Origin of the sequence: Vibrio sp. UCD-FRSSP16_30 (genome assembly GCF_001676025.1) — a bacterium.
Lineage (GTDB): Bacteria > Pseudomonadota > Gammaproteobacteria > Enterobacterales > Vibrionaceae > Vibrio.
In genome coordinates this window covers 60,636-74,176 of the sequence record NZ_LZFW01000024.1, presented here as the reverse complement: position 1 = coordinate 74,176, position 13,541 = coordinate 60,636, and the positions used below count along the sequence as shown (strand labels likewise).

At 41.1% G+C, this 13,541-nt stretch carries 12 protein-coding genes; 9 read left to right on the top strand and 3 right to left on the bottom strand.

Annotated elements, in window-relative coordinates; all coding sequences use genetic code 11:
- Nucleotides 1-89: 89 nt before the first annotated feature.
- Nucleotides 90-3,119, bottom strand: a complete 3,030-nt coding sequence (gene ydiJ, locus A9260_RS10660) for a D-2-hydroxyglutarate dehydrogenase YdiJ (protein ID WP_068699033.1) — start codon at nt 3,117-3,119, stop codon at nt 90-92.
- A 191-nt stretch (nt 3,120-3,310) separates the two neighbouring features.
- On the opposite strand from ydiJ, the gene A9260_RS10655 reads away from it, so the two are divergent.
- The 4 genes from A9260_RS10655 (at nt 3,311) to A9260_RS10645 (ending at nt 6,097) form a co-directional block, all read left to right on the top strand.
- On the top strand, nt 3,311-3,994 hold the full coding sequence (locus A9260_RS10655; protein ID WP_068698810.1) for a DUF2786 domain-containing protein: 684 nt from the start codon (nt 3,311-3,313) through the stop codon (nt 3,992-3,994).
- Between the two features lie 171 nt (nt 3,995-4,165).
- Nucleotides 4,166-4,348, top strand: coding sequence for a hypothetical protein (locus A9260_RS16710; RefSeq protein ID WP_082957084.1), 183 nt, complete (start codon nt 4,166-4,168; stop codon nt 4,346-4,348).
- Nucleotides 4,349-4,481: 133 nt separating this feature from the next.
- Nucleotides 4,482-4,856 carry a hypothetical protein gene (locus tag A9260_RS10650; protein WP_068698808.1) on the top strand — a complete coding sequence of 125 codons (375 nt, stop codon included), beginning with the start codon at nt 4,482-4,484 and terminating at the stop codon, nt 4,854-4,856.
- Between the two features lie 137 nt (nt 4,857-4,993).
- Nucleotides 4,994-6,097, top strand: coding sequence for a phosphoribosylaminoimidazolesuccinocarboxamide synthase (locus A9260_RS10645; protein WP_068698806.1), 1,104 nt, complete (start codon nt 4,994-4,996; stop codon nt 6,095-6,097).
- 162 nt (nt 6,098-6,259) lie between these two features.
- On the opposite strand, the gene A9260_RS10640 is transcribed toward A9260_RS10645, so the two are convergent.
- Nucleotides 6,260-6,952, bottom strand: coding sequence for a TfoX/Sxy family DNA transformation protein (locus tag A9260_RS10640; protein ID WP_068698804.1), 693 nt, complete (start codon nt 6,950-6,952; stop codon nt 6,260-6,262).
- A 286-nt stretch (nt 6,953-7,238) separates the two neighbouring features.
- Here A9260_RS10640 and A9260_RS10635 point away from each other — a divergent pair, with 286 nt between their 5' ends.
- From A9260_RS10635 to A9260_RS10620, 4 genes are all read left to right on the top strand, one after another.
- Nucleotides 7,239-8,144 (top strand): lysine exporter LysO family protein, encoded by a 906-nt coding sequence (locus A9260_RS10635; RefSeq protein WP_068698802.1) that lies wholly within the window; start codon nt 7,239-7,241, stop codon nt 8,142-8,144.
- Nucleotides 8,145-8,257: 113 nt separating this feature from the next.
- Entirely contained in the window at nt 8,258-8,773 is a 516-nt protein-coding gene (locus A9260_RS10630) for a hypothetical protein (protein WP_068698800.1), read from the top strand.
- Nucleotides 8,774-8,879: 106 nt separating this feature from the next.
- Complete coding sequence (gene panP / locus A9260_RS10625) at nt 8,880-10,520, top strand: pyridoxal-dependent aspartate 1-decarboxylase PanP (protein WP_068699031.1); 1,641 nt, start codon at nt 8,880-8,882, stop codon at nt 10,518-10,520.
- Between the two features lie 242 nt (nt 10,521-10,762).
- On the top strand, nt 10,763-11,614 hold the full coding sequence (locus tag A9260_RS10620; protein WP_068698798.1) for a MurR/RpiR family transcriptional regulator: 852 nt from the start codon (nt 10,763-10,765) through the stop codon (nt 11,612-11,614).
- 73 nt (nt 11,615-11,687) lie between these two features.
- Here the strand turns inward: A9260_RS10620 and A9260_RS10615 are convergent, their stop codons facing one another.
- Entirely contained in the window at nt 11,688-12,902 is a 1,215-nt protein-coding gene (locus A9260_RS10615; RefSeq protein WP_068698796.1) for an iron-containing alcohol dehydrogenase, read from the bottom strand.
- Nucleotides 12,903-13,164: 262 nt separating this feature from the next.
- Here A9260_RS10615 and A9260_RS10610 point away from each other — a divergent pair, with 262 nt between their 5' ends.
- Entirely contained in the window at nt 13,165-13,428 is a 264-nt protein-coding gene (locus tag A9260_RS10610) for a GrxA family glutaredoxin (protein WP_068698794.1), read from the top strand.
- Nucleotides 13,429-13,541: the final 113 nt, after the last annotated feature.

The following is a 13,541-nucleotide window of genomic DNA, read 5'->3' as shown; positions in this document are numbered from 1 at the left end:
CGAAGACTGTCTTGTAAACGAGTCTTGGTTATAAAAGTAAGGGCGAGGTCATGATGACCTCGCCCTTACTTGTTTGTGGTGCGCGAAACTTATAATATTTCTAGTAGCGCTTGCAGTGGATGTTTTGCCACAACGCCTTCTAAACGTTTTACTTGGCTGCGACATGAATACCCAGTCACAAGGCAACGCTCTTTTGGCAGGCGCGCTAAGCTAGGCTTCCAACTCAGTGCATAAATATCCTTGGACCATTGCAGCTTATCAGCCTCATGACCAAATGTTCCAGCCATACCACAGCAGCCCACAGGGACGGTCGTCAGCGCCGCGCCAAAGTGATTAAAAATAGTGCCCCACTCTTTCTCTGCGTTCGGCAACATGGTTTTTTCTGTACAGTGAGCCAGTAAATACCAAGGTTCATCTTTAATTACCGATTGTTTTGGCATATTGCTCAAATGCGGCAATAACCACTCATGAACGGTGTTGACGGTAAAGTCTGGACAATCCTTCTTCAACGTATCTCGATATTCATCGCGATAACAAAGTACCAGTGCCGGATCAACGCCCACCATTGGCATATTAAGTTTGGCCGCTTGCGCTAAAAACTGAGAAGTATTTTGCGCGGTGCTAGCAAACTGTTTTAAGAAGCCTTTGATATGTTGCGCTTTACCATTCGGTTTAAACGGTAATAACACAGGAGTACATCCCAGTTTTATCAATAGCGCGACAAAGTCATCAACCACTTTAGCATCGTAATAGCTAGTGAATGGGTCTTGTACAACAATGACGTGATTTTGCTTTTGCTCATCACTCAGTTTCGATAATTTTGCATAATCGTATTGAGTAATATGCTGGCTCTTCAATCTCTGTTTCAACGTCGGAGAAGAAAGCAATGGCGCATCTACATAACCAATCGTTGAGGACAATACAGACTGCACCCAATTCATATCAAGCACGGTATTGATAAGTTTTGGCGACAACGCCATTAACGGCAATAATGATTCGATGTTGGCAACAAAGTAATCTTTCAACGGTCGTTGATAACGCGAATGGTATAAGTTTAAGAAACGGGCTCTAAAGTTAGGCACATCCACTTTAATAGGACACTGCGTCGCACACGCTTTACACGCCAAACAGCCTTGCATTGCTTCATACACTTCATGTGAAAAGTCATAATGGTGACGCTTATTAAAACGGTTGGTGACTCTATCTAACATCGACTTCATCGACAAAGAGCCTTTTAGCGTTTTACTTTCAAGATCCAGTATATCGACGCCCTGCTCTGATAACTGTCGCAGCCATTCTCGTACAATGCCCGCTCTGCCTTTTGGCGAATGACGTCTATCGGCCAAGATTTTCATCGAAGGACACATTGGCGACGATACATCGTAGTTAAAGCATAAGCCGTTACCATTACATTCCATTGCGCCATTAAAGCTATCACGCACCGTCACTGGGATCTGGCGATCAAAGTGAGCGCGCTTTACGCCGGAGACTTTTACCAGTTCATCCGTTGATGCTAATGGCGTACAAATCTTACCTGGGTTCATTTTATTTAAAGGATCAAAAGAACCTTTAACATGACGAAGCTGCTCAAATAGTTGCTCACCAAAGAACTCTGGCCCATATTCTGAGCGGAAGCCTTTACCGTGCTCGCCCCACATAAGTCCGCCATACTTAGCCACCAAAGCAACTACCTGATCGGAGATCTGATGCATTAATGCTTCTTGCTGAGGATCGCACATATCAAGAGCGGGTCTTACGTGCAGTACTCCAGCATCAACGTGGCCAAACATGCCATAGCGCAGATTGTGAGCGTCTAGTAACGCGCGAAACTCAACAATAAAATCGGCTAAGTTTTCTGGAGGAACACAAGTATCTTCTGCAAAAGCAATCGGCTTAGCCGCCCCTTTTGTAGCGCCTAATAACCCGACTGCTTTTTTACGCATGCCATAAATCTTGCCAATACTGGCCAAATCATCACAAATTTGATAACCGATGATGCCACCTTGTTCAGATGCAATCATATTATCAAGGCGCAGTGTTAGTGCCTTAACCTGCTGATTAATTTCAGCTTCATCATTACCGGCATACTCAACAACGTTAACGCCTAATAACTCTTGGCCCGGTACTTCACTCAATAAATCACTAACGGTATGCCAAACAATGTCTTGCTTGGCTAAATTAAGCACAATAGAGTCAATGGTTTCCACCGACATGGCATTCGCTTCGACCATCATGGGAGCTGAACGAAGCGCTGAATCAAAGCTGTCATATTTAACATTAACCAATACCCTCGCCTTAGGGATTTTGGTTAGATTTAACTTCGCTTTAGTAATAAATCCTAATGAGCCTTCTGAGCCGCACAACACACGCTCTGGTAAAAATTCATCATCAGTTAAGGCGTTTTTAAGATCGTATCCAGTCAGAAATCGATTAAGTGGTGGGAAACGTTCTTCTATTGCTTGACGATACTCGCGACAGACTTGTTCAGTTTGCGCCAAAGCATGAGCGGCAAACGTATCCGCAGCTGCATCCTGCCAATGCTCTGTGTCTAATACAGAGCCATCGGCGAGTACCGCGGTAAGTCCGAGTACGTGATCTGAGGTTTTGCCATAACGCAATGAACCCTGACCAGAAGCATCAGTATTAATCATGCCACCAATAGTGGCGCGATTACTGGTTGAAAGATCGGGAGAAAAGAAATAACCATGCTCGCGCACTAAGTCATTAAGCTGATCTTTAACCATACCGGTTTCAACGATGACCCAACCTTGTTCAAGGTTAAGCTCAATCAGCTGATTCATGTATCTTGAGAGATCGACCACGATATGTTCAGTCAGAGATTGACCGTTTGTGCCAGTGCCGCCTCCTCTTGGAGAAAAGCGCACTTGGTGAAACTCAGTGTGATTGCCAAGCTCAGTGACGAGCTCGATATCTTGCTGTGTTTTAGGATGAACAACCGCTTGAGGTAGTTGTTGATAAACGCTGTTGTCGGTTGCTACAGCAAGTCGACTGGCGTATTGAGTCTCTATGTCCCCTTTAAAACCGCGCAGCTCTAGCTTTTCTAGATAACTGACAACGGTAGGATTCATCGAAGGGGTTTGGCTAAGTCTTGGTAACATAATGCTTCCTGCAATCATCACGCGCTACTCCATTGTGTTAGGCATGATTAATTAAATTCGTTCGATTTTCTTACACTTTACATGATTTGAGAAACGATAAAAACCATCAACAATAATGGTTGTGATTTGTGCTTTAAGAGTGAAGCAAAAAGGAGTAAAATGTGTCCCCCGTTTGATCACGCCGAGAACGTATGAATAAGCAAAAAGCGTTGAAAAAAATAGCAAAATGCCTTGAGCTAGGTAATTCAGCCAACGTCAATGAAGCTGCCAATGCCATAAAAATGGCACACAACCTTATGCTCAAATATGGTCTAGAGAAAGACGATATTGAATTCATCAAAATGGGCAAGACTCAATCCTCTCACCTTTTGCCAGGTAATGTAGGCAGCAATATCTTACGTGTGATTCGCGGTATTAACACAAAATTTGGTGTAGAAGCAGTCCTTCTCAATCATAAAGGACTTAAGCGAGTCGAGTTTATTGGAGAGGCTGATCGCGCTATCTTTGCCGCGTTTGCTTTTGATGTTGTTTATCGTGAAATGAATGAACATACCGGTAAATTTAGAAACAGCTTTGCCGGTTCTGGTACTCCAGCATCAGAAGTGACCAAGCGCGTTAATTCATTCATCTCAGGATGGATTGAAGGTGCATTAGAAAAACTACCGCTTATCGCTCCCGATGATGAATCCGATAAGAAGATAAAAAACTATATCGATAAAGAATTTGAAAATATCGATAGAGAGACCTTTAAGAAGCAGCTACAAGAAGCGATGAAAAATCTCACCGCGGACTATGAAGTGGGCTTAAAAAAAGGACGTACACTGTCTGTTAACCGCCCCGTTGAAGGTGCACAAGCTAAAAAGCTGCTGAAATAGAGTTTTAGCTCAGAAAGTCAGTTGAATGTAAACAATAATTTAACAATTTCGTCGTGATAGTGTAGTATTAGAGCTCTACCCTTGTCCTGAGTATTGAAATACCAATACTCGCTTGTCTCAAATAATGAACAAGGTATATCAAACGCAACACTTTAAGGAGCACTTAATAGTATGCAACGAACGTTCTCACATTGTGACTGGTGTAAAAAATTAGCCTTCGTAGAAAAACTCACTTACTTAGATGGATACAGCAATACTTGCTGCGAATCTTGTAAACAAACCGCTGTTATAGATATCAAGCGCTACAACCATGAGGAAAGCGTTTCCCCTCAAAAAGAAATGCTTAGCCGATAAACGGATAACACGCTATCTAAACCGACCCAGCCTATAAGCTGGGTTTTTTTATGCTTAAAATTCACGCATACGCTTGATCTTTACACAAAACACAAGTACTGTTGTTTTATACAGTATGTATGGAGATACAGTAATGCAGTTTATGAATATCAATAATAGCACTAACTTAATTCTTTCACCTCGAGCAGATCACTGTTGTAATTTAGAGCAGTTAGCTATCGCATCTTGTGCAAAAAAATGGATTCTATTTACCGCACAGACACGCTTGCCAGAATTGAAAGATCTACAATCTCATCGCGTAAACTGCACAAAAATCATTCAACTCAAGCCTTCAACTAAATCTAATGAGATAGAAGTTGTTATCAAAGCAATTACCTTAGGTAATGCCAGCGCTGTGGTGGCAAGTAGCAATATCGACAGCGTTTCTCAGCAGCAATTAATACAATTGGGCAAAAAGCATCAATGTGATGTTTTTTTCTCAACCTCAAACACTCAATATCTTCACTAAATTAACAATATTTTAAGATACACAGCTTAAATAGTGTCGATACAAATAACATCAGGCAATCGTTTGCTTTTCTATTGGAATAGTGAATTTGATCTGTGTATTATTCTCATCAGTATTTGCCCTATTAGGTATAAATGATGAATCTTGCTGACCAAGTATTAGACGTTAACGATGACTTGCCTATTCGCACTGATAAACCCGTTCACAGTGGTAAAGTGCGATCTGTTTACTGGCTTACAGAAGAAGACAGTCGTCGTCTGATTAAAGAAAAGAACTATGATGTTTCGGAAGATGCACCTCTGGCTATCATGGTTATCAGTGATCGAATCTCTGCATTCGATTGTATCTGGCACGGTGAACAAAACCTAAAAGGTATTCCTGGTAAAGGCGCAGCTTTAAATGCCATCTCAAATCACTGGTTTAAACTTTTTAAAGATAATGACCTAGCAGACAGCCACATTCTGGATATTCCTCACCCATTGGTATGGATTGTGCAAAAGGCTAAGCCTGTAATGGTTGAAGCTATTTGTCGTAAATACATCACAGGTTCAATGTGGCGTGCCTATGATAAAGGTGAGCGTGTTTTCTGTGGTATCGACTTGCCAGAAAACTTAAGCAAAGATGGCCAATTAACAGACTTACTTGTCACCCCTTCAACTAAAGGGATCTTGAAAAACATCCCGAACGTGCCAGAAGTAGATGATGTTAATGTCACTCGCCAAGATTTGCTCGATAACTACGCTTCTTTTAACTTCCAGTCACAACAAGATGTAAACCATTACGAAGTTCTACTAAAAGAAGGTTTCTCTGTGATTGATAAAGCGCTTGCCGATATTGGGCAAATCTTTGTCGATACTAAATTTGAATTTGGCTACGTTACCGACAGTAAAGGTAAAGAGAAGCTTATCTATATGGATGAAGTGGGCACACCTGACTCATCTCGTATCTGGGATGAGCAAGCGTATGCAAAAGGACAAATTGTTGAGAACTCAAAAGAAGGCTTCCGCCAATTCTTACTCAATCACTTCCCAGATCCAGACATTTTATTAAATAAAGATCGTATGGATGAGCGTAACGCACTAGCAAAAGATAATGAGTTACCGCTGTCAGCAATGATGGAGCTTTCAACAACCTATATCAATATTGCTGAAAAAATCACAGGTAAAACAATTAACCTAAGTGATAACCCTAAAGCCGAGATTATGGCGATTTTAGATAAGGATTACGGTCTCGTTGACTAAATCCAAACTCTAAATAACAAACTCTCCATAAGTGCCTTTATCTAACGTTATAAAGGCACCGATAAAAGAAGTCATCAGCAATGGTGGCTTCTTCTGTATTTAATCTCTTCTATCTTCTATCTTCTATCTTCTATCTTCTATCGTAACGCAACACAGCGACTGTTAGCGATAATCAGAAGTCCCATCAGGCCCTTTCTTTAACGATTTGCTCGATAATGTCTCTTTAGGGATGACCTCTTTTGACAAGACTTTAATCAGTAACTCATTTTTAATTGAATGCTGTAATAAAGTGAAATGAATACCTTGTATCGCACCTTCTAGCTTCCAAAGCAGATTGACATTCAGATCAAGCCCATAAATTGACTGCAGTTTTCTAAAGCATTCGGTAGAACCTAGGTGCTTGAGCCGTGTGACATCTAAAATACCCACTCTGGCAAGCATACGTTCAATGCTGAGTTGTAAGTTAGGTAAGTCACGAAGACGATCATGACAAGCGCATTTTAATTTGTCTGATTTGGCGATATCGATGGATCTGAACATCAATAACTGTGCTCGTCCTCTGTCATTATCATAGAGTTCAGTAATGTTGTAATACTGAATGCGAGCACAGCCTATCCTCTTTTTATATTTAAACTGGCTACAGTGAAGGGCAATCAGATCATCAGTAAGATCGACACCGCCTCGCAAGTATGCTTGATCTTTCTCAATCAATAAAAACATTGCATCATCAATAAAGTAGCCTGTGCCTCCAAACATTGAGCGATAATTTAATCCATCAAATCGTTCAATTTCTTCAATAACAGCTTTAATTCCGTTTACTGCCATAAGTTCGTTCTCCGCAGTTTTCTTAGACATGCAGTAATGGGCTAAAACTGGACGCTTATCACTACCCTTAAAGTTTTACCGTCAAGCATACGGTTGTCTATGCGGGCTTAGTATTATAGCAATGAGGGAAAGTATGAGGAGTTGCGATACTCATTCAGAATGAGTTGTTGATTATTTAGTCGATGACTTACTTGAGTTTAAACAACTGCTTATTCGTCAGGTAGCCTAGTTTAGTGTATGATTTAGTCCTTCAAAAAAGTGACAAGTAAGTTCACTCGCCCAATCTCATCCACCAATAAGAAGTTTTAAAATAGATATGTTACTAGGATTGTTGTTTATCTTTATTCCGCTAATTGTCGGTTATCTCATTACAATTAAAACCCCATCAAAATTAGAAAAAATTAATCGTATCTGCTCGTATACGATTCTTTTCATCCTGTTTTTAATGGGTCTGAGCATTGCTAGTATGGATAATTTAGGCAGTAATATTAAGCAGATCCTCGCGGTGAGTGCCTGTTTTTTTATCAGCATGAGCGCATTGAATTTAATTGCCTTACCTATCATTGATGCAAAACTTCCATTATCTGTTGAGAACAAGAAAAATAACCTGCCTTTATTAGAGATGGCATCAGAATCACTGCGACTGATTGTGGTTGTGGCATTTGGCGTAATTCTTGGATTGCTACTACCTGGGTTTTGGGATTGGGTACACACTGCAAGTGAGTGGACCTTATTTGGGCTGCTATTTTTAATTGGTATTCAGCTGCGTAATAGTGGCTTAACCCTAAAAGAAATCATCATTAATAAGCATGGTCTTATTATCGCCGGTGTCATAGTGCTGACATCTTGGTTAGGCGGCGTCATCTCAGCGCTAATACTGGGTTTACCTATCAGTCAAGGGCTTGCTATGGCGTCAGGGTTTGGTTGGTACTCTTTGACTGGGATTTTAATTACCGACAGTTATGGGCCTTTATACGGCAGCGCATCGCTAATTATTGAGCTTCTTCGAGAGTTAGTCGCCCTAATTTGTATTCCCATACTGATTAAAAGCAAACCCTGTACCGCAATTGGTTATGCAGGCGCAACCGCAATGGATTTCACTTTACCGATTATTCAGCAAACGGGCGGAATCCGCTGTGTTCCGGTGGCAATTGTCAGCGGTTTTATCCTAAGTTTGCTAGTCCCTGTCTTCATTCTTACTTTCTCTAGTTTAGGAATGTAGATATTAGGCGCTACCGCTCACATTCGCTTATCGAACACTTTGGTTATTGAAATAACATTTGCTAGATTACGTCAACTACTGTCGTAGAGTCTATCAACTCAGGGAATTATTAGATGAACAAAACGCTGGTTTTACTGCTGTCAGCTCTGCCTGCTTTTGCCTTTGCCGCAAACACGGATTGCCAAATAAACAAATACGATACTTATATCGATGCATCGATCAACTGGTATCAAGATCTCGCAACAATGACGAGTAAGGATTCGCCACAGCTCAAAGAAGTCAGCGAATGGTTTTTAGACGGACGTAAAAAACACTTTGAGCTCAACCGTGAAGCGGTGCATTCCTTTTTAAAATCCTCACCGACTAAAGTCTCCACCGAATTAGGTGTTGAATCTTGGTTACAACTTAGTCAATCTGACATTAAAGAGTTGTCAGCACGAAATGACCAGTTAGGCTATCTAGCCAAACAAAGTTTCGAATATCGACAAGCTAAACCCCATCCACAAAACTATGAGTTTCGCTCAGCTTTAGCTGATTTACTCAGCCATCCTAATAAAATCAAAGGGGCATTAGACACGTACAACCAGTCAATCAATGATGCGGTTGCCATCAATTGTCAGGCAAAGTAATGCTGTCGTCTTAACCATAAAAACGATCTATGAAAAATAATGCGAGACTTTGCGTGATTTATTTATTACATTGTTTCGCACTTTCAGCAATACAATCTCATGCAATATGGTTTCACAGAATAAAACTGCTAGCGTCGATTTCGAAAACTTACTCAGAATATTCACTGTTCCAGAAGGTCCAGAATCTACATTAACTCAAATTGAAGAGAGCCTTTCTCGAAACCTAAATAAGTTTTTAAAAGAGCATATTGTTGCTGAAGAAAAACCTCTTCGTGAAATCGAAAAAGACTTTCGAGATTCATTGCTTCCTGAAACACCCAGTTTTGTTTCAGAGCATACCCAGCATCTGCTAGATACTCTCGTTTCGCATTCTGTACATACTTCATCCCCAAGCTTTATTGGGCATATGACGTCTGCACTGCCCTATTATTTGATGCCGCTATCAAAGATCATGATTGCGCTTAATCAAAACTTGGTCAAAATCGAAACTTCAAAGGCCTTTACGCCATTAGAGCGTCAAGTTCTTGGGATGCTGCATAACCTTATCTATTCAAAAAATGATGCCTTCTACAATCAATGGATGCACAGTGCGCAACATTCATTAGGCGCGTTTTGTTCCGGCGGTACTATTGCCAATATCACTGCGCTTTGGGTTGCAAGAAACAATGCATTCCCTGCTAACCATTCCTTCAAAGGTATAGAGCAAGAAGGTATTTTTAAAGCCTTAAAGCACTATGATTATGAAGGCATGGCAATATTGGTATCAGAGCGTGGCCACTATTCATTGAAGAAAGCAGCAGATGTTCTCGGTATTGGTCGTGATAGTTTAATTCCCGTCAAAACCGATGAAAATAACAAAGTCTGCATTGCTGATTTAGAATCAAAATTAGTTGAATTAGAAGCTGATAAAATCAAGACCATTGCAGTGGTTGGCATCGCAGGCACAACAGAAACGGGCAATGTTGATCCGCTGGCTAAAATAGCCGCGGTATGTAAGAAACATCAATGTCATTTTCATGTTGACGCGGCATGGGGCGGCGCAACGCTGATGTCGAATAAACATCGAGACTTATTAGACGGTATCGAACTTGCCGACTCTGTGACTATCGATGCGCATAAGCAACTGTACATCCCTATGGGTGCTGGCATGGTTTTATTTAAAGACCCTCACTCAATGGCAAGCATTGAACATCACGCCGCTTATATACTGCGTAAGGGTTCAAAAGACTTGGGCAGTCATGCACTCGAAGGCTCTCGCTCTGGTATGGCTATGCTGTTGTACTCAAGCATGCACATCATTAGTCGTCCTGGCTATGAGTTGCTCATTAACGCAAGCCTTGATAAAGCGCGCTATTTTGCTGATCACATCAAACAGCAAGCTGATTTTGAATTAGTGACTGAGCCAGAGTTATGCCTGCTGACTTATCGCTACATTCCTGCCCGTATAAAAGCGGCACTTCAACGAGCTAGCGGCAAACAAAAACACAAACTCAATGAGCTATTGAATGGACTGACTCAGTTTATTCAAAAGCATCAGCGCGAAAATGGTTTGTCGTTTGTTTCTCGTACTACACTTACTCCCAAGAAGTGGGACAACATGACCACCATTGTTTTCCGCGTCGTGTTAGCAAACCCTCTTACCACTAAAGACATATTGCATAATATTCTTATTGAACAGCGAGAAATTGCAAAAACAGCCGTTTCTCTTAACAAACAAATTAACACTGTTGTGGATTCAATCGAATAAAATTTGTAATTTTTTTTCTCATGAAAGTGATTTCAGACAAATTGAAGCGATATAGCCACTAAAAGTGGCTAACTTACTGCTTCAACTTTGAACCTTGTCATATTATTACGCATTATTTGTCATTAAGTTTCGGTTTTGTTACACCACGACAACAGAACCGTATATACTGATTTAATCCATTTTTCATGCTCGTCAGTCTCATTATTGAGTTGCGTTCTCAAATTATTCAATAAGTTAACTTCATGAATACTTTAGAAAAAGTACAAAAAAATTTAGACAACTTTAGTAAATCAGAAAGAAAAGTAGCTGAAGTTATCATGGCTAACCCACAGACCGCTATTCACTCAAGTATTGCAACACTGGCAAAACTTGCAGACGTCAGCGAGCCTACGGTTAACCGCTTTTGTCGTCGACTTGACACCAAAGGCTTTCCTGACTTTAAGTTGCACTTAGCGCAAAGTTTGGCTAATGGTACTCCGTATGTCAGCCGTGATGTTGAAGAGACAGACGGACCTGATGCGTATACCCATAAGATTTTCGAATCAACAATGGCCTGTCTAGATGTCGCAAAAAGCAGTCTAGACGCACAGCAAATTAATCGCGCAGTCGATCTATTGACTCAAGCCAAGCGAATCTCTTTCTATGGTCAAGGCGCTTCGTCTGCTGTTGCGAGAGATGCACAAAACAAGTTTATTCGCTTTAATATCCCCATCACCTGCTTTGACGATCCCGTCATGCAACGTATGAGTTGTATTAATAGTACCGATAACGATGTCGTGGTATTAATTTCACACACAGGCCGAACGAAGAGTCTGATTGAAATAGCCCATCTGGCTCGTGATAATGGTGCCACGGTGATTGCGATTACCGCTAAAAATTCGCCTTTAGATAAAGCGGTGTCTTTAACCATTACCCTTGATGTTTCCGAAGATACTGATGTGTATATGCCAATGGCGAGCCGTGTTGTGCAAATGACCATTATTGATGTGCTTGCGACAGGCTTTACTCTGCGTCGTGGTAGTGGCTTTAGGGACAACCTAAAACGAGTCAAAGAAACACTGCGAGAATCTCGCTTTGATAAGGGCGAACTGTAGCGTTTAAGCTCTAATAGTAAGTATACAAAACATCTAAAATGCGCCTATATATTGGGCGCATTTTCCATTTATGCTAGTGAGTAAAATTCAAATCATCTTTAGACACGTTATCTTGTGCCCTACGCACTGTTAAAGTGGAATCGCCATAAACTTGGTTTAAAATATCCACCAGCCTATCTTTGGTTAAAGGCAATGGGTTACCTTTAATCGCCACCGATTTCATCGCGTCTTGTGCAATCAAATCTAAAGGTCCTTCTACTGCGTCATAATACGATAACGTCGGTACTTCCAATTGTTCAAGCATGCTGTTGACCCAATTAACGCCATCTTCCCTATGCGCATCACTATTTTCTGTGACTAATTGAGCAATCTTTCGATAACGTGTTAGCACGTCATTACGGCCACTTTGCTTTGCCATTCTCATATTTTCAGTCATCACAAACGGCGCAAGCCTTGCGGTAATCACGCTGTGAGGCGCTGTTATTTTACCGCCTAGTGCCGCAGCTAAACCATGGGCAGCCCCAAGCTTTGCATTGGTGGTTGCCATACCGCCTAGCATTGCCGCAAACGATAAATCAGAACGCGCTCGTGGATTGTCTTGTCGACATGCAGGTAGGATTGAGCCAGCTAACTTGCGTAGCCCTTCTTCGCAAATCATATCGGTGAGTGGATTAGGATCGCCACATACATAAGCTTCCATTAGGTGCGTAAAAGCATCCATAGCACCTCTAGCGGAGGTTTCTAAGTCTGTTCCATAAGTGAGAGTTGGATCGACTATCGCAACGGTAGGCAATATCTCAGGCCCACGTAAACTCACCTTTACTTTGTCTTGTGTGGATTTAAGCACCGCACTTTTGGTCACTTCAGAACCGGTACTGGCGGTCGTAGGAATGGCTATCATAGGAAGAGGTAAGCTTTTGATTGGAACGTTTCTGCCAATTACTTCAACATAATCGTAAAGATCGCCGCTGTTAGTGATCATTGCTGACAGTGCCTTGCCCATATCAATGACGCTACCACCTCCCATTGCCACCACCATGTCAGGCTTAAAGCGACGAGCTAATAGAGCAGCTTCTTCGACCATAGAGATGGTAGGCTCTCGACTTACAGAAATATGCTGATAACGCATGGATTGGCTTTTCAAGTACGCTGTTATCATTTCTGAGCGTGCAAGGTTTTTACCTGTAACGAGTAAAACACTGTATCCAAACTGATTAAGAAGCGAGAGTGATGATTGAAGCGTCCCTTCTCCAAATACAATCTTCGACGTCGTCATAAACTGAAACATACGAGCATCCTCCAAATAAAACACCTACAGACTAATATATAGTCTATTGACCTATCTTGGGGGAATATTACTTCAAATCAAGCATTTGCTTTGTAACAACTCATTTGTACAATGACTCATTTATCAGGGGATTTCGCTGTATTTTTACGCAATAATTCGCTTATTATTTTTGATAGGTATTACCTATTGCACTAACAGGTAATTTGTTCTTTATTTCATTTTGCTCTTGAGGCATAGTCGTAATATATAGAAGGAGAATATTATGTTTGTAGTAATTTTTGGGCGCCCAGCTTGCCCGTATTGTGTTCGTGCGAAAGAGATCGCTGAAGAACTGAAAGAAAGCCGTGAAGATTTTAACTATCGTTACGTTGATATTCATGCAGAAGGGATTTCTAAAGCAGATTTAGAAAAGACTGTGGGTAAACCAGTAGAAACTGTACCGCAAATCTTTGTTGACCAAGACCACGTTGGTGGTTGTACAGAATTTGAAGCATACGCAAAAGACAACTTAGGTCTATACGCGTAATTCAAAGCCTCAAATAAAACAGTTAAATAAAAACCGGATTTCAATGAAATCCGGTTTTTTTGTTCTAAGTCACTAGCTTTGCCAAGTTTACATTTAAACCCAGAGCTCGCTAG

Coding starts and splice junctions, on each gene's coding strand:
- ydiJ (WP_068699033.1), bottom strand. CDS start 3,119: ATGTTACCAAGACTTAGCCAAACCCCTTCGATGAATCCTACCGTTGTC.
- A9260_RS10655 (WP_068698810.1), top strand. CDS start 3,311: ATGAATAAGCAAAAAGCGTTGAAAAAAATAGCAAAATGCCTTGAGCTA.
- A9260_RS16710 (WP_082957084.1), top strand. CDS start 4,166: ATGCAACGAACGTTCTCACATTGTGACTGGTGTAAAAAATTAGCCTTC.
- A9260_RS10650 (WP_068698808.1), top strand. CDS start 4,482: ATGCAGTTTATGAATATCAATAATAGCACTAACTTAATTCTTTCACCT.
- A9260_RS10645 (WP_068698806.1), top strand. CDS start 4,994: ATGAATCTTGCTGACCAAGTATTAGACGTTAACGATGACTTGCCTATT.
- A9260_RS10640 (WP_068698804.1), bottom strand. CDS start 6,952: ATGTCTAAGAAAACTGCGGAGAACGAACTTATGGCAGTAAACGGAATT.
- A9260_RS10635 (WP_068698802.1), top strand. CDS start 7,239: ATGTTACTAGGATTGTTGTTTATCTTTATTCCGCTAATTGTCGGTTAT.
- A9260_RS10630 (WP_068698800.1), top strand. CDS start 8,258: ATGAACAAAACGCTGGTTTTACTGCTGTCAGCTCTGCCTGCTTTTGCC.
- panP (WP_068699031.1), top strand. CDS start 8,880: ATGGTTTCACAGAATAAAACTGCTAGCGTCGATTTCGAAAACTTACTC.
- A9260_RS10620 (WP_068698798.1), top strand. CDS start 10,763: ATGAATACTTTAGAAAAAGTACAAAAAAATTTAGACAACTTTAGTAAA.
- A9260_RS10615 (WP_068698796.1), bottom strand. CDS start 12,902: ATGTTTCAGTTTATGACGACGTCGAAGATTGTATTTGGAGAAGGGACG.
- A9260_RS10610 (WP_068698794.1), top strand. CDS start 13,165: ATGTTTGTAGTAATTTTTGGGCGCCCAGCTTGCCCGTATTGTGTTCGT.